The sequence below is a fragment of the Variovorax sp. W2I14 genome, assembly GCF_050435205.1.
In the GTDB taxonomy this organism is placed as follows: domain Bacteria; phylum Pseudomonadota; class Gammaproteobacteria; order Burkholderiales; family Burkholderiaceae_C; genus Variovorax; species Variovorax paradoxus_C.
On sequence record NZ_JBNDJX010000001.1, the window covers coordinates 4,467,501 to 4,493,320 of the forward strand.

The 25,820-nt window shown below is 67.8% G+C and carries 22 protein-coding genes, 1 rRNA gene and 1 pseudogene (1 of these 24 only partly in view); 12 read left to right on the forward strand and 12 right to left on the reverse strand.

Annotated elements, in window-relative coordinates; all coding sequences use genetic code 11:
* Positions 1-117, reverse strand: a 16S ribosomal RNA gene (locus QF040_RS21035) (it extends 1,418 nt beyond the left edge of the window).
* A 595-nt stretch (positions 118-712) separates the two neighbouring features.
* On the opposite strand from QF040_RS21035, the gene QF040_RS21040 reads away from it, so the two are divergent.
* Both QF040_RS21040 and QF040_RS21045 read left to right on the forward strand, forming a co-directional pair.
* Complete coding sequence (locus QF040_RS21040; protein WP_429612663.1) at positions 713-2,608, forward strand: ATP-binding cassette domain-containing protein; 1,896 nt, start codon at positions 713-715, stop codon at positions 2,606-2,608.
* 105 nt (positions 2,609-2,713) lie between these two features.
* Positions 2,714-4,477 carry a phospholipase D family protein gene (locus tag QF040_RS21045; RefSeq protein WP_429612664.1) on the forward strand — a complete coding sequence of 588 codons (1,764 nt, stop codon included), beginning with the start codon at positions 2,714-2,716 and terminating at the stop codon, positions 4,475-4,477.
* A gap of 9 nt (positions 4,478-4,486) precedes the next feature.
* On the opposite strand, the gene QF040_RS21050 is transcribed toward QF040_RS21045, so the two are convergent.
* The 4 genes from QF040_RS21050 to QF040_RS21065 form a co-directional block, all read right to left on the reverse strand.
* Positions 4,487-5,392 carry a copper chaperone PCu(A)C gene (locus QF040_RS21050; RefSeq protein ID WP_429612665.1) on the reverse strand — a complete coding sequence of 302 codons (906 nt, stop codon included), beginning with the start codon at positions 5,390-5,392 and terminating at the stop codon, positions 4,487-4,489.
* A 45-nt stretch (positions 5,393-5,437) separates the two neighbouring features.
* Complete coding sequence (locus QF040_RS21055; RefSeq protein ID WP_429612666.1) at positions 5,438-7,726, reverse strand: TonB-dependent receptor; 2,289 nt, start codon at positions 7,724-7,726, stop codon at positions 5,438-5,440.
* Positions 7,727-7,844: 118 nt separating this feature from the next.
* Entirely contained in the window at positions 7,845-8,228 is a 384-nt protein-coding gene (locus QF040_RS21060) for a DUF2946 family protein (protein ID WP_013543789.1), read from the reverse strand.
* Positions 8,229-8,239: 11 nt separating this feature from the next.
* Entirely contained in the window at positions 8,240-9,376 is a 1,137-nt protein-coding gene (locus QF040_RS21065; protein WP_429612667.1) for a TraB/GumN family protein, read from the reverse strand.
* A 151-nt stretch (positions 9,377-9,527) separates the two neighbouring features.
* On the opposite strand from QF040_RS21065, the gene QF040_RS21070 reads away from it, so the two are divergent.
* Genes QF040_RS21070 through QF040_RS21080 form a run of 3 tightly spaced genes read left to right on the forward strand, consistent with a single transcriptional unit; the run spans position 9,528 to position 11,773 of the window.
* Positions 9,528-9,941 carry a VOC family protein gene (locus tag QF040_RS21070; protein ID WP_306883292.1) on the forward strand — a complete coding sequence of 138 codons (414 nt, stop codon included), beginning with the start codon at positions 9,528-9,530 and terminating at the stop codon, positions 9,939-9,941.
* 12 nt (positions 9,942-9,953) lie between these two features.
* Positions 9,954-10,559 carry a MarC family protein gene (locus QF040_RS21075; protein WP_429612668.1) on the forward strand — a complete coding sequence of 202 codons (606 nt, stop codon included), beginning with the start codon at positions 9,954-9,956 and terminating at the stop codon, positions 10,557-10,559.
* An 8-nt stretch (positions 10,560-10,567) separates the two neighbouring features.
* Complete coding sequence (locus QF040_RS21080) at positions 10,568-11,773, forward strand: toxin-antitoxin system YwqK family antitoxin (protein WP_429612669.1); 1,206 nt, start codon at positions 10,568-10,570, stop codon at positions 11,771-11,773.
* Between the two features lie 30 nt (positions 11,774-11,803).
* Here the strand turns inward: QF040_RS21080 and QF040_RS21085 are convergent, their stop codons facing one another.
* Genes QF040_RS21085 through QF040_RS21095 form a run of 3 tightly spaced genes read right to left on the reverse strand, consistent with a single transcriptional unit; the run spans position 11,804 to position 14,778 of the window.
* The gene (locus QF040_RS21085; RefSeq protein ID WP_429612670.1) at positions 11,804-12,778 is read right to left on the reverse strand and encodes a Bug family tripartite tricarboxylate transporter substrate binding protein; all 975 of its coding nucleotides are present in this window, start codon (positions 12,776-12,778) and stop codon (positions 11,804-11,806) included.
* A 3-nt stretch (positions 12,779-12,781) separates the two neighbouring features.
* The gene (locus tag QF040_RS21090; RefSeq protein ID WP_429612671.1) at positions 12,782-13,015 is read right to left on the reverse strand and encodes a hypothetical protein; all 234 of its coding nucleotides are present in this window, start codon (positions 13,013-13,015) and stop codon (positions 12,782-12,784) included.
* Positions 13,012-14,778, reverse strand: a complete 1,767-nt coding sequence (locus tag QF040_RS21095) for an FAD-dependent monooxygenase (protein WP_429612672.1) — start codon at positions 14,776-14,778, stop codon at positions 13,012-13,014. The genes QF040_RS21090 and QF040_RS21095 overlap by 4 nt, the downstream gene beginning before the upstream one ends.
* Before the next feature lie 81 nt (positions 14,779-14,859).
* Here QF040_RS21095 and QF040_RS21100 point away from each other — a divergent pair, with 81 nt between their 5' ends.
* A complete protein-coding gene (locus tag QF040_RS21100; protein ID WP_429612673.1) occupies positions 14,860-15,642 on the forward strand; it encodes a response regulator transcription factor in 783 nt (260 codons plus the stop codon).
* Between the two features lie 22 nt (positions 15,643-15,664).
* On the opposite strand, the gene QF040_RS21105 is transcribed toward QF040_RS21100, so the two are convergent.
* Positions 15,665-16,366 (reverse strand): M48 family metalloprotease, encoded by a 702-nt coding sequence (locus tag QF040_RS21105; protein WP_429612674.1) that lies wholly within the window; start codon positions 16,364-16,366, stop codon positions 15,665-15,667.
* 232 nt (positions 16,367-16,598) lie between these two features.
* Positions 16,599-17,672 (reverse strand): fumarylacetoacetate hydrolase family protein, encoded by a 1,074-nt coding sequence (locus QF040_RS21110; RefSeq protein ID WP_429612675.1) that lies wholly within the window; start codon positions 17,670-17,672, stop codon positions 16,599-16,601.
* A gap of 132 nt (positions 17,673-17,804) precedes the next feature.
* Between QF040_RS21110 and QF040_RS21115 the strand changes: the two genes are divergently transcribed.
* Positions 17,805-19,007, forward strand: a complete 1,203-nt coding sequence (locus tag QF040_RS21115; protein WP_429612676.1) for a DUF3108 domain-containing protein — start codon at positions 17,805-17,807, stop codon at positions 19,005-19,007.
* Positions 19,008-19,117: 110 nt separating this feature from the next.
* Entirely contained in the window at positions 19,118-19,396 is a 279-nt protein-coding gene (locus QF040_RS21120; RefSeq protein ID WP_041944045.1) for a BTH_I0359 family protein, read from the forward strand.
* A 48-nt stretch (positions 19,397-19,444) separates the two neighbouring features.
* Here the strand turns inward: QF040_RS21120 and QF040_RS21125 are convergent.
* Positions 19,445-20,522: pseudogene (locus QF040_RS21125) on the reverse strand (AbrB family transcriptional regulator).
* A gap of 79 nt (positions 20,523-20,601) precedes the next feature.
* Between QF040_RS21125 and QF040_RS21130 the strand changes: the two are divergent.
* On the forward strand, positions 20,602-21,459 hold the full coding sequence (locus QF040_RS21130) for a ChaN family lipoprotein (RefSeq protein WP_429612677.1): 858 nt from the start codon (positions 20,602-20,604) through the stop codon (positions 21,457-21,459).
* A 55-nt stretch (positions 21,460-21,514) separates the two neighbouring features.
* On the opposite strand, the gene QF040_RS21135 is transcribed toward QF040_RS21130, so the two are convergent.
* On the reverse strand, positions 21,515-22,849 hold the full coding sequence (locus QF040_RS21135) for an aminotransferase class III-fold pyridoxal phosphate-dependent enzyme (RefSeq protein WP_307647188.1): 1,335 nt from the start codon (positions 22,847-22,849) through the stop codon (positions 21,515-21,517).
* A gap of 70 nt (positions 22,850-22,919) precedes the next feature.
* On the opposite strand from QF040_RS21135, the gene purU reads away from it, so the two are divergent.
* From purU to QF040_RS21150, 3 genes are all read left to right on the forward strand, one after another.
* Positions 22,920-23,795 (forward strand): formyltetrahydrofolate deformylase, encoded by an 876-nt coding sequence (purU, locus tag QF040_RS21140; protein ID WP_429612678.1) that lies wholly within the window; start codon positions 22,920-22,922, stop codon positions 23,793-23,795.
* A gap of 64 nt (positions 23,796-23,859) precedes the next feature.
* Positions 23,860-24,561: a DUF2846 domain-containing protein gene (locus QF040_RS21145; RefSeq protein WP_429612679.1), complete on the forward strand. Its 702-nt coding sequence runs from the start codon at positions 23,860-23,862 to the stop codon at positions 24,559-24,561.
* A complete protein-coding gene (locus QF040_RS21150) occupies positions 24,558-25,805 on the forward strand; it encodes a S1 family peptidase (protein ID WP_429612680.1) in 1,248 nt (415 codons plus the stop codon). The genes QF040_RS21145 and QF040_RS21150 overlap by 4 nt, the downstream gene beginning before the upstream one ends.
* Positions 25,806-25,820 lie beyond the last annotated feature (15 nt).

The window sequence follows — 25,820 nt, forward strand, 5'->3', positions numbered from 1 at the left end:
GTATTACTCACCCGTTCGCCACTCGCCGCCAGGATTGCTCCCGCGCTGCCGTTCGACTTGCATGTGTAAGGCATGCCGCCAGCGTTCAATCTGAGCCAGGATCAAACTCTATAGTTCGATCTTGATTTTTGCGCCTGACCTCGCGGTCAAGCAAAACTCATAAAAAAAGAATTAAAGTGAACTTCACTTCTATCTCATGAGCGTTTTTAAGTCTTGCGACTTGTTCCGAAGAACTTACGCAATTACCTTCAAACGCCCACGCTTATCGGCTGTAAATTTTTAACGATCACCGAAGCAACTTATCGTTTACTTCGTTTTGCTTTGCTGCGATCAGCGAAGCCTTGTAGTCTATCACGGTTTTTACAGAACCGTCAAACTTTTTTCGCTTTCAACATCTTCCTATTTGCACCCCGCAACCTTCGCTGCGAGACGCTGAAGCTGTTTCAGCGGAGCCTTCGATTATGCACTGTTTTTTGCAATCCAGTCAACTTCGAAGAATCTTTTTCTCAGCCAACTCTCAGCAACCACCCCTTCCAGGGCAACCACCGAACAACACATCAATGCGCTGTCAGCCGAGCCCACGAGTATATGCCAAATCCATGGCCTCGCAAGACCCCGCTGAACAAAATCGACATCGGAACCTCTTCGTCCTGGGGCGGCGCTTCGCGCCGCCCCAGGACGAAGAGGAGGCTCCTCCGATAATCCGTGCCACATGGCACTCATCACACTCCTCGACGCCCAACTCGCGTTCGGTCACGTCCCGCTGCTAGATCATGCGGACTTCTCTCTTCTGGAATCGGAACGCATCGGCCTAATCGGCCGCAATGGTGCGGGCAAGTCCTCGCTGCTCAAGATATTGGGCGGTCTGGAGAAGACCGACGACGGCACCCTGCAACTGCAGCAGAACCTCCGCGTCGCCTACGTCGCGCAAGAACCCGTGCTCGATATGGATGCGGATGTATTCACCGCGGCCAGCCAGGGTCTCGGAAGCGTGATTGCCGTACGCGATCTCTATCTGTCAGGCGCCGAAGGCCTGGACCTCGACGCCCTCCAGTCCCAGATCGAAGCCTACGACGCCTGGAACTGGGAGCAGCGCGTCGAAGAGACGCTGCACCGCCTCCACCTGGACCGCAACGCTCGCGTCGGCTCCCTCTCCGGAGGCACGCGGAAGCGCGTGGCCCTCGCCCAAGCCCTGGTGGCCGCGCCCGATGTGCTTCTATTGGATGAGCCCACCAATCACCTGGACCTCGACTCCATCGAATGGCTGGAGCAGTTGCTGATCGACTTCAAGGGCAGCGTCGTCACCGTCACCCATGACCGCAGCTTCCTGAACCGCGTCGCCACCCGCATCGTCGAGCTCGACCGAGGCAAGCTCGGCTCCTACCCCGGCAACTTCGAGCAGTACCTGCTACAGAAGGAAGAGCAGCTCGCCCAGGAAGCCGTCATCAGCGCCAAGGCCGACAAGCTCCTTGCGCAAGAAGAGATCTGGATCCGCAAGGGCGTCGAAGCCCGCCGCACCCGCAGCCAGAGCCGCATCACCCGCCTGCAGGAGCTGCGCGCGAGCCGCACCGCCCGCCGCGAGGTGCAGGGCAGCGTCAACATGGACGTCGCCTCCGGCCAATCGAGCGGCAAGATCGTGGCAGAACTCACCGAAGCCACCAAGTCCTTCGGCGAGAAGACCGTCATCCGCAATTTCAGCGGCACCATCCTGCGCGGCGACAAGGTCGGGCTGCTCGGTCCGAACGGCGCGGGCAAGACCACGCTGCTCAAGCTCATCCTCGGCGAGCTCGAACCCGACAGCGGCAAGATCCGCCGCGGCACCAACCTGCAGGTCGCGTATTTCGACCAGATGCGCGACAAGCTCGACCTCGACGCCACGCTGGAAGACTTCATCAGCCCCGGCAGCGAGTGGATCGAAATCGGCTCGCAGAAGAAGCACGTCAAGAGCTATCTCTCCGACTTCCTGTTCTCCCCCGCCCGCGCCAACTCCCCCGTGCGATCGCTCAGCGGCGGCGAGCGCAACCGCCTGCTGCTGGCGCGCCTCTTTGCCCGCCCCGCCAACGTGCTTGTGCTCGACGAGCCGACCAACGACCTGGACATCGACACGCTGGAGCTGCTCGAGAACCTGCTGCAGGACTACGACGGCACCGTGTTCCTCGTGAGCCATGACCGCACCTTTTTGGACAACGTGGTCACCAGCACCATCGCCTTCGAAGGCGACGGCCGCTGGCGCGAATACGAGGGCAGCGTGCAGGATTGGCTGATCCAGTCCAAGCGCGCGCGCGAAATTGCCGCGCAGCGGCTCGCTGCGGCACCGCCGCCGCCTGCCGCCGCACCCGCCCCAGCTGTCGAGGCCCCCAAGGCAGCGACCACTCCCCGCAAGAAGCTCTCATATAAGGAGCAGCGCGAACTCGAAGCCCTGCCCGCGCAGATCGAAGCCCTCGAAGCCGAGCAGAAGCGCATCACCGAGATGCTCGAACTCGACGGCGGCGCCATCTACGCCTCCGACGCCTCGCGCGCGGTCGAGTTGAGCGAGCGCCACGCCCAGATCGACGAAGAGCTGCTCGCCGCCCTCGAGCGCCAGGAAGAGCTGGGCGCCGCGCGTTAGGCGAATCAGGCGCCGAAGCCCTCCGGTTCGCGTCCGCCCGTCCCACGCCGGGCGGACGCCGACTAGGCTATATATGCGGCTACCCAATCCTCCGGGAATCGCCGCATGCCTTCACCCTTCACGTTCTTCGGCCGATATGCCGTGCTCATCGCGGCGCTGCTGCTGGGCGCCTGCGCCCAATTGCCGAAAGACGTCGACCGTCCCGTCTCGACCGCGCTCGCCTCGCCGAACGACACCGCGCTCGGCGCGCTGGTCCGCCAGCGCCGCCAGGCCGAGAAGGCCCGTTTCGAATCGGGCTTCCTGCTGCTGGGCGGCCCGCCCGCCGCTTACGGCAGCCGGCTCGCGCTGATCGAAGGCGCGCAGAAGACGCTCGATCTGCAGTACTACGCCATTCACGCGGATGCCAGCACGGGCCGTCTCGTGCGCGGCCTGCGCGCAGCCGCGGAGCGTGGCGTGCGCGTGCGCATCCTGCTCGATGACTTCCACAGCACCGGCCGCGACGCGCTGGTGCTCGGCCTGGCTTTCGTGCCCAACATCGAGATGCGCCTGTTCAACCCGCTTGCGGGCGCGCGCGATTCCACTTTCAGCCGACTCTTCAATTCGATCGGCGACGCCTCGCGCATCCAGCAGCGGATGCACAACAAGCTGTTCCTGGCCGACAACGTGCTCGGCGTCACCGGCGGACGCAACCTCGGCGATGCCTATTTCGGCAATGCGACCACCGGCAACTTCGTCGATCTCGACGTGCTCGCGGCCGGCCCGATCGTGCAGGACCTCTCGCGCAGCTTCGACAGCTACTGGAACAACGAGCGCGCCTACCCCGTGCAGTCGCTGGTCTCGCGCGAGGAGTTCCAGGAGATCCGCGACCGCGCGCGCAAGGCCGACAAGGAACTGAGCGACGAAGCGGCAACCGCGAAGAAGAACGACCCCGGCGCGCCCGAAAGCAAACCCGGGCCCGACGCCCCACCCACCGCCGCCCAACGCGCCCGCGTCTGGGACGAGAAACCGCTGGACCTGCGCACCGCCACCTTCGTCTGGGCGCCGGCCGTGATGCTCGCCGACCAGCCCGGCAAGATCCCGGCCGACACCGGACCCGGCGCGACGCGCGACCCGGGCCTCGTGGTGAGCCAGTCCGCCAACACCGCGCGCGCCCCTCGTGCCTCGAATGCGTCGCCGCCCTCGCGCCGCCCCGCTTCGCTCGAAGCCGCATCGGACGCAGCCGCCGGCGGCGACACCGTGGTCGAGGGCCTGCTGCAACTGATCGGCCAGGCGCGCTCCGACCTCCTCATCATCTCGCCCTACTTCGTGCCCGGCCAGGACATGAAGCAGGCCTTTGCGGCAGCCCGCGCCCGCGGCGTGAAGATCCGCGTGCTGACCAATTCGCTGGCGTCGAACGATGCGCCGGTGGCGCATGTCGGCTACGCGCGGCACCGGGAAGAGCTGCTCAGGATGGGTGTCGAGCTCTACGAACTGCGCAGTGAACAGGCCAGCTTCGGCAATGTCTTCGGCTCCTCGGGCGGCAGCAGCCCGCCCGGCGAATCGCGCGCGATGCTGCATTCCAAGGTGCTGGTGATGGACGGCCGGCTCCTGGTGGTCGGCTCGATGAACCTGGACCTGCGTTCCCAGCTGCAGAACACCGAGATCGCGCTGCTGATACGCAGCGACGAACTCTCGCGCGTGGCCGGCGAACAGATCGAGCGCGGGATGCGCGAGCGCTCCTGGCACGTCGAGCTGGTCAACGGCGCGTTGGTGTGGCACGCGCCCGAAGGCAGCGGCCTCGCGGACACGACCACCGAGCCCGACGCCAGCGCGACCTTGCGCTTGATGCTCAAGCTCTTCGGCCCACTGGCGCCCGACCAGTTGCTGTAGCCGACCCGGTCAGTGCTTGTGCTGGTGGGCGCCGCCGGCATCGGCGCCTTCGGGCGCACCCACGGGCAGCGCCACGTCCAGCGCGGTCTTCACGCCCTTGGCGTCTTCGAACTTCAGGGTGAACGGCACGGTCGCGCCCTTGGCCAGCGCGCCCTTCAGGTCCATCATCATCACGTGGTAGCCGCCGGGCTTGAGCTCGACGGTCTGGCCGGCGGGCAGGTCGAGGCCACCGGCGAGTTCGCGCATCTTCATGGTGTCGCCTTCCATCTTCATCTCGTGCACCTCGGCCACGCCGGCCGCGGGCGTCGAGATGCCGACCAGCTTCGCGCCGGTGGGCGCGGTGAGCTTCATGAAGGCACCGGTGCCGCTCTGGCCCGGCACCGATTGACGCACCCAGCCGCCCTGCACATCGACCGTCGCCACGCCCTGTGCCACCACGTTGAGCTTCGCGGCCGGCGACTTGAGCCCCGCGGTCGAGTTGCCCGACGTCGGCACTTCGGCCCAATCGGCGACGCCGACGTCGCAGGTCTGCAGCACCTTGAACCACAGCGTGCCCGGCGTGCCCGGCACCTTGCCGCGCAGCACGAACTCGCTGCGCTCCTTGCCGGGCAGCGCGTCCTGCGGGGTCTCGGCGGTCCAGCGCACTTCGCCGTCGCCGGCGTTCTTCTGCACGTCGAGCTTCCAGCCCTTGCGCGCCTGGGCGTCGGTCAGCACGAAGCCTTTGGGCAGGCGCACCGCGAGGCCCGTGGTGGCCGTGGCGCCTTCGCAGGCGTGGCCGACGCGGAAGGCGGCGTTGTAGTCGCTGCCGACGGTGGCACTGCCGGGCGGCAGGGTGACGTGGGCCAGCGCGGCGGCGGCGCCGGCCAGCATGGCGCAAGCGGCCACGGTCTTGAGGGTGAAGGCGGGGGTGTTCATGTCGGCGTGTCCTCTGAAGGATGAATGAATGAATGAATGAAAGCGTCACAGGTCGAACTTGAGTTCGGCCACGTAGGTACGTTGCGGGTACGGGTGGAAGGCCCAGTACTTGTTGTTGTTCAAGTTGTCGATGCCGAAGGCCGCGCTCCACTGCCGGTCGATCCGGTAGCGGATGCGCGCGTCGACCACGAAGAACTTCGAAAAGCCCATGTACGCGAAGCCGTTCGGGTCGCTGTTGTCGAGCGAACCGTACTGCTTGCCGCTGTAGCGCATGCCGACGGTGTAGCTCCATTTGGCATCGGGCCGGTAGGTCGCGAGCAGCGAGGCACGCACCTTGGGCACGCGCGGCTGCTCGCGGCCGACGCTCGCGGGGAAGCCGCTGTTGGCGGTGATCTTCGAGTTCGTCAGCGTGAGGCTGCCGCTCAGGTCGAATCCCTTCACGCCCACGTCGACCGCGTTCAGCGCCACCTCCAAGCCCCGGGTGCGGATCGCATCGACGTTCTGCACGGTGCTCACCAGGTTGTTGAGCGCCTGGCTGTAGAGCGCGTCCTTCGTGTTCTCGAAGAAGAACGTGGTGCGCAGCATGCCGTCCAGGCCCCAGCCCTTGAGGTCGCGCTCGGCGGTGAGTTCGGTGGTCCACGAGCGCTCGGGACGCAGGTTCGGATTCGTGTTGACGATGCGGTTGCCGTCGATCGAGCCCTGGTAGAGCTCGCTCACCGTCGGCATGCGCACCGCGCGGCCGGTCGAGGCCTTGAAGAGCCAGTCGGGCGTGGCCTGCCAGGCGACGGCCGCCTTGGGCGAGTCGTAGCTGTTCTTGCGCGGCGCGAAGTCGAGCAGCCGCGCCGCATTGCCGAGCTGGCCGCCGTAGGCTTGCCAGCGCTCGTGGCGCAGGCCCAGCGTGGTCTTCCAGTCCTTGGCGAAGCGCCAGGTGTCCTGCACGTAGAGCGACTGCAGCCGGGTGTTGCCGTTGAAGGCCGAAAACGGCGTGACGGGCGATCCGTTGATCCAGTCGAGCGTGTTGCCGACGCTGGTGCGAAGGCGCGCCGTGTCCTGCTGGAAGCCGAAGTCGACCACGTGCGCGCCGACGCCTTCGGCTGAGCCGGTGGGTCGCCAGGTGCCTGCCGCCTTGAAGGTGTTCCAGCCCGAGCCGCCCATGTCGGTGGTACGGCCCGGGCCGCCGTTGAAGGCGCCCGGCAGCGGGGTCGTCGGCGTGCGCGAGGTGTCGCTCGAATAGTCGAACAGGCTCGCCGCCACTTCCCAGTCGAACACGCCGCCGGTGTGGCTCTTCACCGAAAGGCCGTGCATGTAGTGGGTGAGCGCGGTCTCGGTCGGGGCCAGCGCGGCGCTGGGCGCGTCGAGGTTGTAGGTGCGCCCGGCGATGTTCACGCGTCCCGAATACACGGGCTGGCCGAACGCATTGCGCAGGTACGTATCGACGCCGCCGTGCGTCGTGTTGTTCCAGGCGCCCAGCGTGTAGGTGGCGCGGAGCGTGGGCGAGAAGTCGTAGGCGACCTTCAGCTTGGCCTGCTCCTGCGTGGTGTCGTAGATCGTGGAGCCGCCCACCAGCCACCACGGCTGGTTCGACGGATTCAGTCCGAGCACCGCACCGGTAACCGGCGTGCCCGCGTTGCCAACGGTGCCGGCGCTCAGAAGGCGGTTGCCGAACACCAGTGCCTGCCCCTTGCTGTGGGTGCGCGAGGCGCTGAGCCACCACGACCAGTCGCCGCTGCGGCTGCCGAGCGACAGGTCCAGCTGCTGGCCGGCGGGCGACGAATGGCTGCCGTACTGGTCGAAGTTCGAGGCAAAGCCGCTCAGCTTGACGTGCGCCTCCAGCTCCGTGGGCATGCGCGTCACGTAGTCGACGACAGCGCCGACCGAGTTGCCCGGGTACGCGGCCGAGAACGGCCCGTAGAGCACATCGACCCGCTCGATTTCTTCCGGCGACACCATGCCCCAGCGCGGCGCGTAGGTGGCGCCGTTGCCCAACGGGTTCGACAGCATGATGCCGTCCGCGTAGACCATCGAGCGCGCGCTGTTGCCCGTGCCCGAGGCGCGGGTGGCAAGCACCGCGTGATTGAAGTCGCCGATGTAGCGCTTGCGCACGACCAGGCTCGGCAGGTACTTGAGGGCGTCTTCCGCATCGGTCGCGTTGACCGTCTCGGCGATCTGCTCGCGCGTCACGCCCTCGATGGTGGTGGGAATCTGCGCCGGCAGCGAGGTCGGCTGGCCGCCGGTCACGGTGACGGTGCTCAGGGCGCGGCCGGTGCCGCCTTCAGGCGCATCGGCACCCGGTTGCTGCTGCGCCCACACGGGCGCGCTGAGGGGAAATGCCATGGCGATCGCCAAGGCGCGGGAATGCTTTTTCACTGGGAACCTGCTCCACGAACTTCAAGCCGGACAGGCCGCAGGCGCCCTCATCGATCGGGCGCACGCGGCTAAGGGTTGGAAAGCGTCAGGAGCGGTTCGGAGGCCCGCGCGCCGGCAATGGCGCCGCGGTGGCCGCGGCAAGTCGCGCGGCGGGAATCGGCTGGACCACGCGGCCCAGCGGGAGGGGAAGGTCGAAAGAGGCGACGGCCAGGGCTGGCGGCGGTGCACCGGTCAGCACGCACAGCGGGCAGTCCATGTGCGAGGCGCCCATTTCCTGCACGCCGTCCTCGGTGTGGACCACCACCTTGATGGAGCCGGCGCTGGAACACACCAGCTCCATGGCCTGCGGGTGCACGAGCGGCGAGGCCACCGCCACGCCCAGCGACAGCATGAACCACAGCAGCACCCAACGGCCGACCTGGCCGATCTGGCCGAGGAAGCGGGGGTGGTGGGGGCGCTGCAGGTGCATGGCGGTCGCGATTATCTGCGGACTTTGCCTTTGGGCGCCGCCTTGGCCGGGGCCTTGGCGCCCTTGGAAGCCGGCGCGGCCTTCGAGGATTTCGCCCCCTTGGCTCCCTTGGCAGCGACCGCGCCCTTCTGGGCTTTCTGCCCCTTCTGTCCCTTCACGGCCTTGCCGCCACGCACGGCGCGCGGCGCCGGCTCGGGCGCCGACAGCGCCGGCATCGGCACCGCCGTCTGCGCCTGCGCGCTCGTGAGCACCGGTGTCACGGTGAAGCCGCGCGTCGCCATCAGCGCCGGCAACCCCTGCGGGCCGATCATGTGCAGCGCGCCGACCGCGGCGAACACGCCCTTGCCGCTTGCATGCAGGCGCTCGATGCCGTTGGCCAGCCCCGGATTGCGGTCGTCCAGCAGGCGCTTCATGAGCCGCTGCTCGGCGGGGGTGCGAAGGCAGTCGCACCAGTCGGCATAGCGGGCCAGCTTGTCGGCGTCGCTGCGCGCCCAGACATCGGCCAGCTCCTTCATCTGTCCGCGCAGCTGGCCCGACTCCAGCTCGTCGAGCGCCGCATCGACTTGCTCGGCTTCTTCCGCTTCGGAATCGCCGGTCAGCGCCTTGATCTGGTCGGCCGCGTTCTCCAGCGCGAAGATCGGCTTGTTGCCGTTGCGGGCGGACACCGCCATCGTCTCGTCGACGCCGAATTCCGGGTACAGCCCGTCGGCGCGCGCCACGAGCCCGGCGAGCGCCGACACCTGAAGGATCGGCTGCAGCTTGGCCGTGGCGCCCGGCGGCACGCAGGCCTCGGTGTTCTGGCGGTCGAGCCGACGTGCGCGCTCGCCGCTGAGCATGCGCGAAAGCAGCGCCGGATCGGCCGGCTGGCCCATCACGCGGGCGGTGGCTTCGTCGCGCGAATCGATCTCCAGCGCAAGCGCGTCGCTCTGCGCCAGCGCCTTCTGCATGGTGGGGCCGGGCCGCACCCATTCGGCGCGACCGATGTGGATGGTTCCGTACAGCCAGGAGGTGCGCCCGTCGCGCTCGATGCGCCAGAGCAGGCCCCGGTCGACGCCGTTGCGCACGCCCGGTCCGAGCTTGGCGAGGCTGGCGATGGCCGAAGGTGGGCAATCCGCCGCCTGTGCCGCGACCGCGAACACGCAGAGCACGCCCGCGAGGACCTGGCGCGCCCGGCGCAGAGGTCCCGAAAAATCAGTGGTGCGCCTGAGCGCAGAGAGGATCCGGCGTATCCGCAAGGCCTGCTCCATGATGAAAGAAAGTCCGGCATTCTCACAGCACCGCTGCCCATAATCCGAAACCATGCAGAGCATCTTCCACCTTGCCTTTCACGTGCGCGACCTCGACGGTGCGCGCCGCTTCTACGGCGACGTCCTCGGTTGCGCCGAAGGCCGCAGCACCGACACCTGGGTCGATTTCGATTTCTTCGGCCACCAGATCTCGCTGCATCTGGGCGAGCCCTTCGCCACCGCGCGCACGGGCCGTGTCGGCGACGTGATGGTCCCGATGCCGCACTTCGGCCTCGCGCTGGCCCTGCCCGACTGGCAGGCACTGGCCGAACGGCTGGAAGCCGCGAACACCGATTTCGTGCTGAAGCCCCAGGTGCGCTTCGAAGGCCAGCCGGGCGAGCAGTGGACGATGTTCTTCTGCGATCCCTTCGGCAATCCGATCGAGGTCAAGGGCTTCCGCTCGCTGGCCACGATCTACGACAAGTAAAGCCGAAGCCACGTGGGATACACCTTCGCATCGGCCACCGTGTTGCTGCTGCTGATCACCGATCCGCTGGGCAACATCCCGATCTTTGCCAATGCGCTCAAGGGCGTGGCGCCCGAGCGACGCACCCGGGTGATCGTGCGCGAGGTGCTGATCGCCTTCGCGCTGCTGCTGGTCTTCATGTTCGTGGGCGACGGGTTCCTCAGGGTGATGGGCCTGTCGGGCCTCTCGCTGCAGATCGCGGGCGGGGTGGTGATGTTCCTGATCGCTCTCCGCATGATCTTTCCGCCTGAACACGGCGCCGTGCCCGTCGCCACGCCGACCGAAGAGCCGCTGATCGTGCCGCTCGCCGTGCCCGCGCTGGCCGGCCCCTCGGCGCTGGCCACGGTCATGCTGCTGGTGTCGCAGGCGCCCGAGCGGCGCCTCGAATGGGTGGCCGCGCTCAGCGTCACCATGGCCGTGTGCGCCATCGTGCTGGTGCTGGCCGAGCGCATCCAGCGGCTGGTCGGCGAGCGCCTGGTGCTTGCCTTCGAGCGGCTGATGGGCCTGATCCTGGTGGCCGTGTCGGTCGAGATGATGATCCGCGGCGTCAAGCTGCTGGCATCGGAAATGGGAAGGTAGCTGTCCAAATGCCTTTCTTCGCAGAGCCCCATCTGGCGGCACGGATCTTCCGGGTCACGCTGGCCACGCTGATTCCGCTGCCGCTTTTCTTCGGCGCGAGCGGCGCGCAGGCGGTGCAGGTCTGCGAACTCAACGGCCAGAGCGTGAGCCCTGCCAACGGCAGCACCACGGCCGGCAAGACCGGCCTCATGCGCTGCAAGGACGGCACCACCGGCGAGCTCCAGCGGGAGCAGCAGGTGCAGAACGGCGTCTTCACGGGCCTCGTGCGCTTCTACGAAAAGGGCAAGCTCGCGCGCGAACACACCACCAACGCCAAGGGCAACATGCACGGCCGCGCCCGCGAGTTCTCGCCCAGCGGGCAGGTGCTGCGCGAGGCCGTGTACGACGACGGCCAGGAGCGCGGGCTGGTGCGCAGCTTCTACCCCGGCGGCCAACTGCGGCGCGCCACCTTCTATCCCAACACCGGCGCCGGTCCCGAGCGCGCCGTCGTCGAATTCACCGAACGCGGCCAGATGTCGATGCTGCGCTGCGGCGAGGCGCCGGTGCTGGCGCCCGTGGCCGACGACGCCAAGCTGTGCGGCTTCACCAGCGGTGGCGCATCGCAGGTCGACCTGTTCGACGCGCGCGGCACGCTGCGCTCGCGGGTGTCGTACCTCGCGGGCAAGCGCGTGCGCAGCCAGGAGTTCTACGACAACGGCAAGCCCTCGACGCTCGACGAGACCACCGGCAACCAGCGCATCGAGCGCAGCTTTTCATCGGAAGGCGTCAAGCGCCGCGAGACCGTGTGGCTGCTGGCCGAGCGCAGCGCCATACGGCAGCGCGAGCAGGAGTTCTCCGAAAAAGGCACCGTGGTGCGCGACCAGCGCTGGACGCCGGTGGGCGAGCCGCTGCGCGACGACAGCTTCTATCTGAACGGCCAGCCGCGCAGCAAGGCGGTGTACAGCGGCGCGGGCAACGCACGCACGGTCGAAGTCACCGAGTACTACGACAGCGGCCAGCGCGCCGCCCACGGCCGCTTTCTCGCGCCGAGCCGCAACCGGCAGCTGCCCATCGGCACGCACCAGCGCTTCAGCGAAAAGGGCACGCTGCTGGCCGAATCGCACTTCGATCCCAAGGGACGGGTGACACGTGAACGTGCGTGGGACGAGAACGGCGAACTGCAGCGCGACGACGAGGTCTTTGAAGACGGCTCCCGAAAGGCCTTCACCCAGTAGCTGAGCGAGACTTCGCGGCTGGCGCTGGCGTCAGTCCAGCTTGATGCCGGCCTGCTTGATGATCGGCCCCCAGCGCTTGGACTCCGCACGCGACAGCGCCGCGAACTGCGCCGGCGTACCGGGCATCGCTTCCATCCCGAAATCGTCGAAGCGCTTCTGCACGGCGGGCGTGCCGAAGGCCTTGTTCAGGTCGCCGTTGAGCTTGCTCACTACCGCAGACGGCAGGCCGGCCGGGCCGAGGATGCCCTGGAACGCGAACACCTCCGTGTTGGGCACGCCCACTTCGGCCAGCGTCGGCACGTTGGGCAGCGGCTTGCTGCGCGCGCCCGAGCCGATGGCGAGCACGCGCACCTTGTTGCTCTGCATGATCGGCAGGCCCGAGGCCAGGTCCAGGAACATGCAGGGCACCTGCCCGCCCATCACGTCGGCCATCGCGGGCGCGGCGCCGCGATACGGGATGTGGGTGATGAAGGTGCCGGTGCGCACCTTGAACATTTCCATCGCCAGGTGGTGCGGCGAGCCGTTGCCGGGCGAGGCGTAGTTGACCTTGCCGGGGTTGGCTTTCACGTAGGCCAGGAACTCCTTGAAGTTCTTCGCCGGAAAGTCCGGATGCACCACCAGCGCGAGCGGGAACTTGCCGATGGCGCCGATGTAGGTGAAGTCCTTTTCGGGGCTGAACGGCAGCTTGCTGAACAGGTGCTCGTTGAAGGCCAGCACGGCGTTGTCGGCCGAGAGGATGGTGTAGCCGTCGGGCTTGCTCTTGGCGACGATGTCGGCGCCGATGTTGGTCGAGGCGCCGGGGCGGTTGTCCACCACGATCTGCTGGCCCAGCGTCTGACGCATGGCTTCGGCCAGCACGCGCGCGATCACGTCGGTGCCGCCGCCCGCCGGGTAGGGCACGACCCACTTGATGAGTTGCGCGGGGTACTCCTGCGCATGGGCAAAAGGCGAGGCGGCCACGGCGGCGCCGGATGCGAGCGTGGCGAGAAGGGTGCGGCGATCCATGGATCAGTCTCCTGGTTGTAATTGGGTTGCGGAAAGCGATGGTACGGGCAGCGCGCGCAGCGCATCGGCGAGCGCGGCACGGCAGCGCGCCTCGTCGCCGACCTGCTCGAACAGCAGCAGCGCCAGGCGTGCGAGGAACAGCGATTCGCGCTCGGCGCCCGCTTCGGTGATGGCGCGCGCGCACTCGGCGTAGAGCCGGTCGCGGGCGTCAGGGTCAAGTGAAGGTGCAGTGCTCATGCGGCGACGGGCTCCAGTGAAACGGCGGCGCGGGCCAGCGCGCCCTGCAGCGCGCCGGAGGGCATGCGGCGCCAGCGCGCGGCCACGTGGCCGTCCGGGCGCAGCAGGTAGACAGCGCCGTCGCGCGCGCCGAGGGCTTCGAAGACGGCGGGGTTCGCATGCGCGTCGGCGCCGGCGATGCCGGGGGCGGCGATGGTGCGGACGGCGAAGGGCAACACGCCTTGCTGCGCCCGCATCACATCGTCTTCGGGCAGCGGCGCTGCATCGGCATTCGGCTGCAGCACCAGCAGCGTGAAGACCGGCGCAATCAGGTCAGTGAGATGGCCGTGTTCGAGCTGCTGCTCCGGCATCACCTCGCCCGGCAGCGGACCTGCGGGCAACGCATCGCCCTCACTCGACAACGGAGATTCCGCATAGCGCACCGCCTGCGTCTGCCGCGGATTGATCAGCTGCGCGATGCCGCGATGCGCCTCCGACAGCGACAGCGCCGCCTCGCGCAGCAGGTCGAAGCCGCGCGAGGGCGGCGACATGAATTCCGTGCTGCGCATCGCGTTCTCGGCATTGACGTGGAAAGCCGCGATCCGCTCCTGCGAGTACGAATCCAGCAGCGCCGCGTCCGACGCGCCGCGCGCGACCAGCGCCAGCTTCCACGCGAGGTTGTCCGCATCGTCGAAGCCCGAGTTGAGCCCGCGCACGCCGAAGATCGGCATCGCATGCGCCGCATTGCCGGCGAATACGACGCGGCCATGGCGGTAGCTCTCCAGCGTCATCGCGCCGGCACGGTACACGGACGTCCACACCGTCTTCCACGGCAGGTGCCCTTCGCCGATCGCATCGAGATGGCGCTGCACGAACTCGGCCACGGCCGCGGGCTGCAGCGCCTCTTCGGTGCTCTGGCCCGCGCGCAGCTGGTAGTCGATGCGCCAGATGTCGTCGGGCTGGCGGTGCATCAGCACGGTCGAACCCGGGTTCCACGGCGGGTCGAACCACGCGCGGCGCTCGGTCGGATGGTCGCTGTGCAACTCGATGTCGATGATCACGTAGCGGCCTTCGTAGCCCGTGCCTTCGAGCGAGAGCCCGAGCGCCTTGCGCACGAAGCTCTGGCCGCCGTCGCAGGCGGCAAGCCATTGGCCTTGCAGGCGGTAGCTGCCCTCGGCGTTGCGCACGTCGAGCGTCACGCCGTCATCGGCGTCCTGCGCGAGCCCCGTGAGCTCGGTGCCCCAGCGGATGTCGATGAGCCCTGGCGTCGCCTCGTTGCGGCGGAAGATTTCCTCCAACAGGTAGTGCTCGGCGTAGTACTGCTCCAGGTTGATCATCGGCGGCAGCTTTTGCTGCGCGTCGTGCGGCATCTCGAAGCGGAACACCTCGGCCGTCTTGTAGTAGCTGCGCCCGCCGGTCCACGGCAGGCCCTTGGCCATGAACGCCTGGCGCACGCCGAGCCGCTCCAGGATCTCCAGGCTGCGCCGCGAGATGCAGGCCGCGCGGCTGCCGACGCACACGGTGTCGTCGGCTTCGAGGATCACGCAGCGCACGCCGTGGTTCGCGAGCCCCAGTGCGAGCGCCATGCCGACCGGCCCGCCGCCCGCGATCACGACCGGATGGCGGCCAGGTTCGATGCCACCCTGCTCCAGCGGCGGTGTCCAGACCTTGTAGCGCGTGTAGTCGAAGGCGCCGACCGAGGGCGGCAGTTCGGTCGCACTCAAGGTCGGCGGCACGGGGCCGCTCGCGGCATCGGCGGCAACAACAACGGTGGGGTTCGTCATGCAACGGGATTGTCCCGATGCACAGCGGCTGCCAATGTCATAACTTCGTATGAAGTATTTACCCTCGATTCACCCGAACGCATGAGACGCTGGCGCATCCATCCCACCGACGCGGCATTGGCCGCAGCCGTCGTCGGCGACGTGCTCTCCGGCGTGGGCACGCCGCATCTGGCCACGAGCTATCTCCGGGCGATGCAGCGCGTGATGCCGGTGACCTTCTGCACCGTGTTCGCGGTGAGCAGCACGGGCCGCATCGAGGCGGTGTCGGCCGCCAGCAGCTACGGCAGCACGGCCGAGCGCACCACCGAGCGCTACGTGGAGCAGCGCTTCGACCTCCTCGATCCCAACATGGCCTGGCTCGCGGCCCGCAAGCTGCCCCAACGCGCGCAGCTCTGGCTGGGCCACCAGCGCGCCGAAGAGGTGGCCGACCCGGCCTATCGCGCCGCCTGCTATGGCGATGTCGGCATCCGCGAACGCGCCTCGGTGCTGTTGCTGCTGCCGACCGGCCAGCGCGTGGCGGTGAGCTTCTACCGCAGCCTCGCGCAGCCTGAGTTCGATGCGGGCGACTTCGCGCGGATCGAGGCGCATGCGACGCTGCTCGCGGACGCCACCGCGGCACATGGCCGCAGCGCGATGGCGGTGCGGGAGTCCGTGGTGCCTGCGCTCGCCTCGCGCCTCTTGACCTTGAGCCTGCGCGAGCGCGAAGTCATCGGGCACCTGATGGCAGGCAAGACCGCGAAGGAAGCGGCGCGCGAACTTGGCGTCGAGCTGACCACCGTGCGCACCCACCAGTACCGGGCGTTCCGGCGGCTGGGCATCCGCTCGCAGAAGGAGCTGCTGCTGCGCGCCACGGCAGACGCGTAGCGCGCGCTCTCTCGCTCTCTACTTACTTGGCGGCGTCCAGGCGCTTCTGCATGCGCGCCGAGCGGTCGGCCGACGGCGGATGCGAGCTCATGATCGAGCTGCCGGTGGCGCCGCCGCTGAGCTTGGCCAGCTTGTCGAAGGCAGTGACCAAGCCCTTGCGCTCGAGCTTGCGCTCGGTCAGCAGGTCGAACGAATAGTTGTCGGCCGCGCTTTCGTTGGCTTGCGAGAACTGCGCATTGACGAACTTCTCGCCCAGGTCGCCGGCCTGCGACTGCGACAACTGCGCCGCGACCCCGCCGGCAGCGCCGGCCAGACCACGCACGGCCGAGGCGGCGTAGGCGGTCTGCATGCGCGACTTCGAGTGGCCCAGCGCCACGTGGCCGATTTCATGGCCGATCACGCCACGCAGTTCATCGTCGTTCATCAGGTCCATCAGGCCGCTGTAGACGCGGATGCAGCCGTTGGCCATGGCCCAGGCATTCACGTCCTTGGTCATGTAGACCTTGTAGTTGGCCGTCTTGCCGTTGACGGTGGTGGGCATCTGCTTGATGACCTGGGTAAGGCGCGTGGCGTAACGGCTGCCGGCGGGCGCGATCTGGTTCTTCTGGTCCATGGCGGCGCAGGACTGGTCGGACATCGTGCTGACCTCGGCGTCGCTCAGCGACATGGCCTTGAAGGCCGAACCGCCCGCCTGGGCGAGCGCGCCGGTATCGGCGTTCTTCATGGTTTCGCAACCGACAAGGGCGAAGGCCGCAACGGCGGCGGCAATAGGCAAATAACGCAAGGAATACTCCCGGTTTTTCTTGGTATGAATGGCGGCCGCGGAGCGCAGCCGCCGGACGCGCTGCCCCGCGCGCGGTGATGACGCGTCAGGGCAGCCGCTGGATCATAGCCATGGCAAAACGGTCCGAGCGGCACCGGCAAGCAGTGGCACCCGGGGTACTGCCGCCCTGCCCTCAGTCTTCGGCCGCGTCCTCGGTCTGCGGCTTCACCAACGACACCGGCGCCTCCTTCGGCCGCCCGTTCACCGACACGATCTCCTGATCGATCGCACCGAACAGCGAGCGCCCATCCAGCCCCTTCATCTCGATGCGGATCGTGTCGCCGAACTTCATGAATTCGGTGACCGGCGCGCCGGTCTGGATGGTCTCGATGCAGCGCTTCTCGGCGATGCACGAGTAGCCCTTGGGCCAATCCATCTGGCCATCTTTCTTCTCGACGCCCTTGTTGCTCACCGTGCCGCTGCCCACGATGCTGCCGGCGCGCACGTTGCGCGTCTTGGCGATGTGGGCGATGAGCTGGCCGAAGTGGAATGTCATCTCCGGGCCGGCGTCGCACATGCCGACCTTGCGGCCGTTCCAGCTGCTTTGCAGCGCCAGGTGCACGCGGCCGTCCTGCCAGGCTTCGCCGATTTCGTCGAGCGTCACGGCCACGGGGCTGAAGGCGGTGGCAGGCTTGCTCTGGAAGAAGCCGAAGCCCTTGGCCAGCTCGGCCGGGATCAGGTTGCGCAGGCTCACGTCGTTGGCGAGCATGACGAGGCGGATGCCGTCGAGCGCCTGGTCGGGCGTGGCGCCCATCTTCACGTCGCCGGTGATGACGGCGATCTCGGCCTCGAAGTCGATGCCCATGGCTTCGCTGGGCACGATCACGTCGTCGACCGGACCGAGGAAGTCGTCGCTGCCGCCCTGGTACATCAGCGGGTCGGTGTAGAAGCTCTCGGGCACTTCGGCGTTGCGGGCCTTGCGCACCAGTTCGACGTGGTTGATGTAGGCCGAGCCGTCGGCCCACTGGTAGGCGCGCGGCAGCGGCGCCATGCACATCGCGGGGTCGAACGGAAAGGTGTGGCGCGCGCGACCGGTGTTGACGGCGTCGTACAGGTCCTGCAGCTGCGGGCTCATGAAGCCCCAGTCGTCCAGCACCTGCTGCAGCCGGCTCGCGATGCCGGTGGCGTAGTGGGCGAGCGTGAGGTCGCGCGAGACAACGACGAGCTGGCCGTCGCGCGAGCCGTCCTTCAGGGTGGCGAGTTTCATGATGCGGTGCGTGATGAGGGACGCGGGCGGACCCGAAGGCCGGGCGCCGCTCCCACTAAACTGGTTGAACGGGCGGCAGTTTACCGAGGTGGTCTTCCTGAACCTCCGCGCCCTGCGCCCACTCCACACCTGATGTCGACGCTCGTCGCTCCTCCTTCGCGGTCTTTGCTGCCTACAGGCCTGCCTGGGCGTCCGTCCTGGCGGGTGCTGATCGGGCTGACGCTGGTGGTCGCGCTGGTGCACCTGCTGGTGCTAGGGGTCGCGCCGATGGCGGTCGGGCCGGAGCCTTCGCCGCTCGCGAACAAGTTCATCACCCGGACCATCGTGATCGCGCCGCCCGCGGCGGACAAGCCTGTGGCGCCGGCCGCTGCCGCCGCGCCCGTCGAGGCCAAGCCGCCGCCTCCCGCCAAGCCCCGGCGCCCGCGGGCGCCGACGCCGCCCAAGCCGCAACCGAAGCCGTTTCCCGAACCGGACGCGTCGACACAACCTACCCCGGAAACGCCCGACCTGACGGCGCAGGCCGCTACCGATTCAGGAGCAACATCGCCCGAAGCGCCTGCCAGCGCACCGGCAGCCCCCGAACCCGCACCTGCCGCGGCGGCCGGCACTGAAAGCGGCACGCCGGGCGGCACAACGGCAGGCGGCAGCGAAGCCTCCGGCACCATCGCCGGCACCCAGGCGCTGCGGATTCCCGGCTCCGTCACCCTCGATTTCGAAGCCACGGGCCAGACCGGCGCCTCCCCGCAGCGCGGCGTGTTCGGCGAACTGGTCTGGCTGCAGGACGGCAGCCGCTACGACGGGCGGCTCACGCTCAAGGCGGTGTTCTTCACGCTGTTGAACTGGCACAGCACCGGCAAGATCGGCCCCTCGGGCCTGGAGCCCGAGCGCTATTCGGAAAGCCGCAAGGCCGAGGTGGCCTCGCATTTCGTGCGCGACCAGGGGCAGATCATCTTCAGCAACAACGCCCCGCCCGTGCCGCTGCAGCCCGGCGCGCAGGACCGCATGAGCGTGATGATGCAGCTGGGCGGCCTGCTGGCGGCCAGCCCGGAGCGCTACCCGGCAGGCACCCGGATCTCGGTCCAGACCGTGGGCGTGCGCGACGGCGATGTCTGGGTTTTCGTGGTCGGGGACGAGGAAAAACTGCAGCTTCCGGCCGGCGAATACACCGCGCGCAAGCTCACCCGCACGCCCCGCAAGGAATTCGACCGGAAACTGGAACTCTGGCTGGCGCCGAGGTACGGCTACCTGCCGGTTCGCATCAAGCAAACCGAGGCAAACGGCGATTTCGCTGACGCCCAATTGCGCAAACCCCTACCCGAGGCGCCCGCCAATTGAGGCAAAAAGATTCACATGCCAAAACGTTCGGCGACAACGCTTCTTGAAACTGGCGCGTTGATTGCTATGTAAACACCATGAACGCCATCGACATCCTCACCGGTCCCGCCATGAACATGCTTTACGACTCGGAGTCCTTCGTCGTCGTGCACGTGCAGCCGAATGAAGGCGACGAGCCTGCCAAGCCCAATGTGCCGGTGCTGGAGCGCCACGGTTTCGAAATCGTGGACAAGCGCTCGGGCAAGGAGGTCTACCTCGACGGTTCCTGGGCCGAACTGTTCCAGCAGCAGATCGCCGCCTGGCAGCTCAACACCCCCACGCAGGAAGAAGTCGAGGACACCCTCGAGGGCTACGCCGAACTGGCCCACACCCCTGTGCTGGTGCACTGAACGCCCGGCTACCCGCAGCAAGGAAAGCGCCCCCGCCGGGCGCTTTTTTCATGGGCGCGCGGTTTTGCTGCCCAGGTAGATCCACCGGAACATCGGCCCGACCAGCAGCAGCACCGCCACCAGCCCGGCAGACCTGGAACGCGGTCACCACCGGCACCCCGAGCTGCAGCACCTTGGCCGTGATCGCCATCTCGGCGATGCCGCCCGGCGAAGTGCTCAAGAGCATCGTGGCCGGATGCAGCCCGGTCGCCCGGGCCAGCAGCCACGCCACGCCGCCGCACAAGACCAGCATCGCGAAAGTGCCCAGTGCCACCGAGCCCAGCCAGCGCGGCGCCGTGTGCAGGAACTCCCGGCTGAAGCGCACGCCCAGGCTCACCGCGATCACGAGCTGCGCCGCGTTCGACATCCACGTCGGCACCGCCGACAGCGACTGCCCGGCGATCGTGAACCCCATCGCCACCAGCAGCGGCCCGATGAACCACGGATTGGTGCGCCCAAGCGCCCGCATCACAAGACCGCCGATTCCGGTGGCCAGCGCGAGCAGCGCCAGCCCGCCCGCATTCACCTCGCGCACACCCGGCGGGTTGATCTCCAGGCCCTGCAGCCCGCTCCACTGCATCGCGAACGGGATCGTGACCGTCACCACCACCAGCCGCAAGCTGTGGGCCGCCGCCACGAGGTCGGTGCGGGCGCCGGCCGACTCGGCCAGCAGCGTCATCTCCGAGGCGCCGCCGATGGCGCCGGCAAAGTAAGTCGTGGCTCTCATGGCACGCGGCGGCACATGCGGCATCCGCGGCGCATGCAGTCCGTACAGCCAGCGCCCGAAGCCCCAGCCCAGCAGCAGCGCCCACGCAATGGCCAGCGCAATCGCCCACCAGATGCCCGCCACCAGCGACACCACATGCGGCGTGAAGTAGAGGCCGAGCGCGGTGCCGATGGTCCACTGCCCGGCGTTGCGCAGCGGCGTGGAACTGGCGGTCGGCGCACCCGCGATAGAGGCGAGCGACACCGCGAGCAGCGGGCCGATCATCCAGGGCAGCGGCGTGTGCAATGCGAGGCAGGCGCCCGCCGCGGCCAGTGCGAGCAGCAGCGTGGCCAGCACGCGAACGAGAAAGCGAAAAGGCACGGGGAACAGGGGAAAGGAGACAGGCAAAAGCGCAATTGGATGGCACGGCGCGCATGCACCGCGCAGATAGTATGGCCCGATGCTTTTTCAACGCTGGCCCGCGCGGGCTCCACGTTTCCTGATCCCGCTCCTGGCCGCGGCCGCGCTCGCGGCGTGCTCCCCGTCCCGCCTCTTTCCGCCCGGTCCGGCTGCGCCCGTCGCGAAGCGCGTCTCTGCGCTGCTGCCGGTCGATGCGCTGCTGCTCGGCGAGCAACACGATGCGCCCGAGCACCACGCGATCGAGCGCGAAACCGTCGAGGCGCTGGCCGCGCGCAATCAACTCGCCGCGCTCGCGCTCGAAATGGCCGAGGAAGGCCGCAGCACCGCGCAGCTCGCGCCCACCGCAAGCGAAGCCCAGGTGCAGACCGCCCTCGGCTGGAGCGACAAGGCCTGGCCCTGGGCCAGCTACGGCCCGGTCGTGATGGCGGCCGTGCGCGCCGGCGTGCCGGTGGTGGGCGCCAACCTGCCGCGTGCGCGCATGAAGGACGCGATGGCCGACGTGTCGCTCGACGTGCAGCTCAACGGTGAGGCCTACACCGCGCAGCAGGACGCCGTGCGCGAAGGCCACTGCAAGCTGCTGCCCGAGTTGCAGATCATTCCGATGACGCGCATCCAGGTGGGCCGTGACCGCGCGATGGCACAGGCCATCATCAAGGCGCGCCAGCCAGGCAAGACCGTGCTGCTGATCGCCGGCGCCGGCCACACGTTGCGCACGCTCGGCGTGCCGCAGCACCTGCCGGACGACGTCAAGGTCACCTCGGTACGGCTGCTGGCCTCGGCGACGAACACTGTCGAAGCGGGCGACTACGACAAGACCTGGCTGACGCCGCCGCTGCCCGAGAAGGATTACTGCGCCGAGTTGCGCCGCCCGGCCAACAAGGCGAACGCTGCGTCATGACCGGCCGCCTTTCTGCAGTTCGTGATGAACCGCAGAAGGGGTGCAGGCAGGCGGCTCAGGCGTGCTTCCTGATCGAATCCGCCAGCGTGTTCACCAGCGTGTCGATGTGCGACTTCTCCACGATGTAGGGCGGCGCCATCACCAGCACGTCGCCCGCAGGCCGCACCAGCGCGCCCTTGTGGAAGCAGTCCAGGAAGATGTCGAACGCGCGCTTGCCCGGCTTGCCCGCGATGGGCGCGAGTTCCACCGCCGCGGCGAGGCCGAGGCTGCGGATGCTGATCACGTTGGGCAGGCCCTTGAAGGCGCTGTGGAACGCATCGCCCAGCACCTTGCCCATCTCGCCGGCGCGGGCGAAGAGGTTTTCTTCCTTGAAGAGATCGAGCGTGGCGATCGCTGCGGCGCAGGCCACCGGGTGGCCCGAGTAGGTGTAGCCGTGGAAGAACTCGACCACGTGCTCGGGCGCGTCGGTCGACATCATCGCGTCGTAGAGCTTGTCGCGGCAGATCACGCCGCCGAGTGGAATCACGCCGTTGGTCACGCACTTGGCGAAGTTCAGCATGTCGGGCACGACGCCGAAATAGTCCGACGCGAAGTTGGTGCCCATGCGGCCGAAGCCGGTGATGACCTCGTCGAAGATCAGCAGGATGCCGTGCTTGTCGCAGATCTCGCGCAGGCGCTTGAGGTAGCCCTTGGGCGGCAGGTACCAGCCGGCCGACCCCGCCACTGGCTCCACGATGATCGCGGCGATGTTGCTCGGGTCGTGCAGCGGCAGGATGCGGGTTTCGAGTTCGACCAGCGGGTCTTCGGCCCACACCGGCTCCTCGTTGTGGATGTAGGCATGGTTCACCGGGTCGTGGATGAAGCGCATGTGGTCCACGCGCGGCAGAAAAGCCGAGCCGAACACCTTGCGGTTGCCCGGAATGCCGCCCACCGACATGCCGCCGAAGCCCACGCCGTGGTAGCCCTTTTCGCGGCCGATGAACACGTTGCGGTGGCCCTCGCCTCGCGCGCGGTGGTAGGCCAGCGCGACCTTCATCGAGGTGTCGGCGGCTTCAGAACCTGAATTGCAGAACAGCACCTTGTTGAGATCGCCCGGGGCGAGGGCGGCAATCATCTCGGCCGCGCGGAAGGCCTTGTCGTTGCTGACCTGGAAGGCGGTGGCGTAGTCGAGCGTGTCGAGCTGCGTCTTGATGGCCTCGTTGATGGGCTTGCGGTTGTGGCCCGCGCCCACGCACCAGAGGGAGGAGACGCCGTCGATCACCTTCTTGCCGTCGTGCGTGGTGAATTCCATGCCGTCGGCCGCCACGAAGACGCGCGGGTCTTTCTGGAAATGACGGTTGGGGGTGAAGGGCAGCCACTGGTTGCCCATGTTGAAGTCCTGGTAGGCCATGTCTCGCTCCTGCGGTTATCTGTCGAGGGAAAATCGCGATTCTGGCACCCCTGCGACAATTGCGCCCCTCATGACGACCCCAACGCCCCCCGTGTCCGCCACGCCCGCCTACATCCTCAATCTCTCGTGCCCCGACCGCACGGGCATCGTGCATGCCGTCTCGGGCTTCCTGCTCGAGCGGGGCGCCAACATCGAAGAGGCCGCCCAGTACAACGACCACGGCACGGGCCTGTTCTTCATGCGCGTGCGCTTCGCCTGCGGCGACCACGGCGAAGCCTCATTGCGCGAGGAACTCAAGACCTTCGCCGCCGGCTTCGGCATGAACCTGCAGCTGCATGCCGCCGCCGAGCCGATGAAGACGGTGATCCTGGTGAGCAAGGAAGGCCACTGCCTCAACGACCTGCTGTTCCGCTGGAAGAGCGGCCTCTTGTCCATCGACGTGCGCGCGATCATCTCGAACCACCGCGACTTCTACCAGCTGGCCGCCAGCTACAACGTGCCGTTCCATCACATCCCGGTGACGGCCGCGACCAAGCCGCAAGCCGAGGCGAAGCAACTGGAAATCATCGAAGCCGAAGGCGCCGAACTCGTGGTGCTCGCGCGCTACATGCAGGTGCTCAGCAACGACCTGTGCAAGAGCCTGGCCGGCCGCGCGATCAACATCCATCACTCGTTCCTGCCGAGCTTCAAGGGTGCCAAGCCCTATTACCAGGCGCATGACCGCGGCGTGAAGCTGATCGGCGCCACCGCCCACTATGTGACGGCCGATCTCGACGAGGGCCCGATCATCGAGCAGGACGTGGCCCGCGCCGACCACACCGACACCGTCGAAGACCTCACGGCCCGCGGCCGCGACACCGAGAGCCAGGTGCTGGCCCGCGCGGTGAAGTGGCACAGCGAGCACCGCGTGCTGCTGAACGGGCATCGGACGGTCGTGTTCCGCTGAAAACCCGCGGCATCCGCCGCTGCAGGCGGGTGTAGCATCCGGCGCCAAAAGAGGAGAAGGCGCAATGCGACGTTGGTTCGGTGGGTTTCTGCTGGCTGTTCTTTCAGCCTGTCTGTTCGGATGTTCGGCCACCGGGCCGCGTTTCTCGGAGCTTTCGCAAAGCCTCCCCTCGCTCGGCGAGAACGAGGGGCGCATCTACTTCTATCGCGACTCGATCGTGGGTATGGCGGTGCAACCCGAGGTCTCGGTCAACGGCCAGGTCGTCGGCAAGTCGCAGCCCAACAGTTTCTTCTTCATCGACAGGCCGGCCGGCACCTACCGGGCCACCGCCCAGACCGAGGCCGAGGGCAGCATCGACATCGTGCTGCGGCCCAAGCAGACCGCCTACGTGCGGATGAGCATCGGCATCGGCTTTCTCGTCGGCCGCCCAGCGTTCGCTCGAGTCGGCGAAACGGAGGGCCGCAGCGCATTGCCGCCGCTGGCCTACGGCGGCACGGGGCCGGTCTCTGCCAAGGCCGCGAGCGCGACGCCGCCTGCATTACCGCTCCCCGCAACGCCAGCGCCCCCCGCCTCGACACCAGCCGCGACACCAGTCCGGCAGGCGGCCGTCACGCCGAATGCGCCGTTGCCAGCGCCAGCAACCGTCGCCGCCATTCAGCCGACGGCGACACCCAGCCCTCCACCCGTACCCGCGGCCCCCGAGGCCACGCCTTTCGCCAAGACGCCCGTCAACGATCTCCGACTGCTCCTGCAGCCCGCCCGATGAGACATCTGTTCGCCCCCTTTGCGCTGACCCTGGCTGTCTCGCTTCCTGCGTCGGCCCAGGTCCCGCTTGCACCCGATGCGCTCTTCGCGCGGGTGTCCCCTTCCGTCTGGGTGGTGCAGGCCAGCGATGCGCAAGGCAAGACCCTCGCCACCGGCAGCGCTGTAGCCACCGGACCGGGCACGGCCGTCACGAGCTGCCAGTTGCTCGCGAAAGCCAGCTCGGTAGCGCTGAAGCGCGACAACGTGAGCTACGGCGCGACACTGGAATTTCCGGATGTCGAACGCGATCTGTGCCAGTTGCGCATCGCCAACTTCACGCCACCCACCCCGGCGATTGCGCCGACGACGACCTTGCAGGTCGGCATGCCGCTCTACATCGTCGGAGCGCCGAGAGGCAAGGAACTCACGCTGGGCATCGGCATGCTTGCCGGCATGCGGCGCAGCGGCGCAGGCGAACTCGAAGCGCTGCAACTCGCATCGCCCCCCGAGGCGGGGCTTGGCGGCGCCGGACTTTTCGACGCACAGGGACGGCTGGTGGGATTGCTGGGCACGACACCCATGGCAAATCTTGCGATGCCGTCTGCATGGATCGCCGAACTGCCGGCGCGCGGCCGCGTGGCCGTCGAACGCCTCGCTGCACTGCCTCCCATGGCAGCGACGGGCGGCACGACCACGACGGGCGCGATCGCTGCAGCGGGCCGTCCGAGCGTCATCGAGTACCAGTTGCACGACCGGCTGACCAACACCTACCGCAAGGTGATCTACCGCGCGGACCCGGCCACCGACGATCGCATCAGCTTCAACAACGGCGGATGGATCGAGAAGCCCGGCGGCGAGGTTGTGAGCATCACGACCGCCATCGCGGGCGAGTTCGACTCGGCCATGCCGCCCGGCGGCTGGGGCAAGGCGAATCTCAAGGAGGAGGCCGCCTGGCGGACAAGCTATGGGTCCGTCTTCGGAGGCTCACGCATCAACATGGACCTCAACGCGACGGTGATGGAAGACACCGTGGTGACGGTCGGCGGCAAGGAGATGAAGGCGGTGCGTATCGAGTACCGGGGCTTCACGCAGCGCTTCGCGAACGCGGGCGCGGTGGTCGGCAACCAATACGGCGCCTACAAGGCCGACGTCTGGTACTCGTCCGAACTCGGACGCGTGATCCGTTTCGAAGCCCAGACGCGCGGCGGCACCAGCGGCGGTGCGTTCCAGGTGCGCGAGACCCTCGAGCTGGTCAGCATCCGCTAGAGAGTCCCGCAGCCC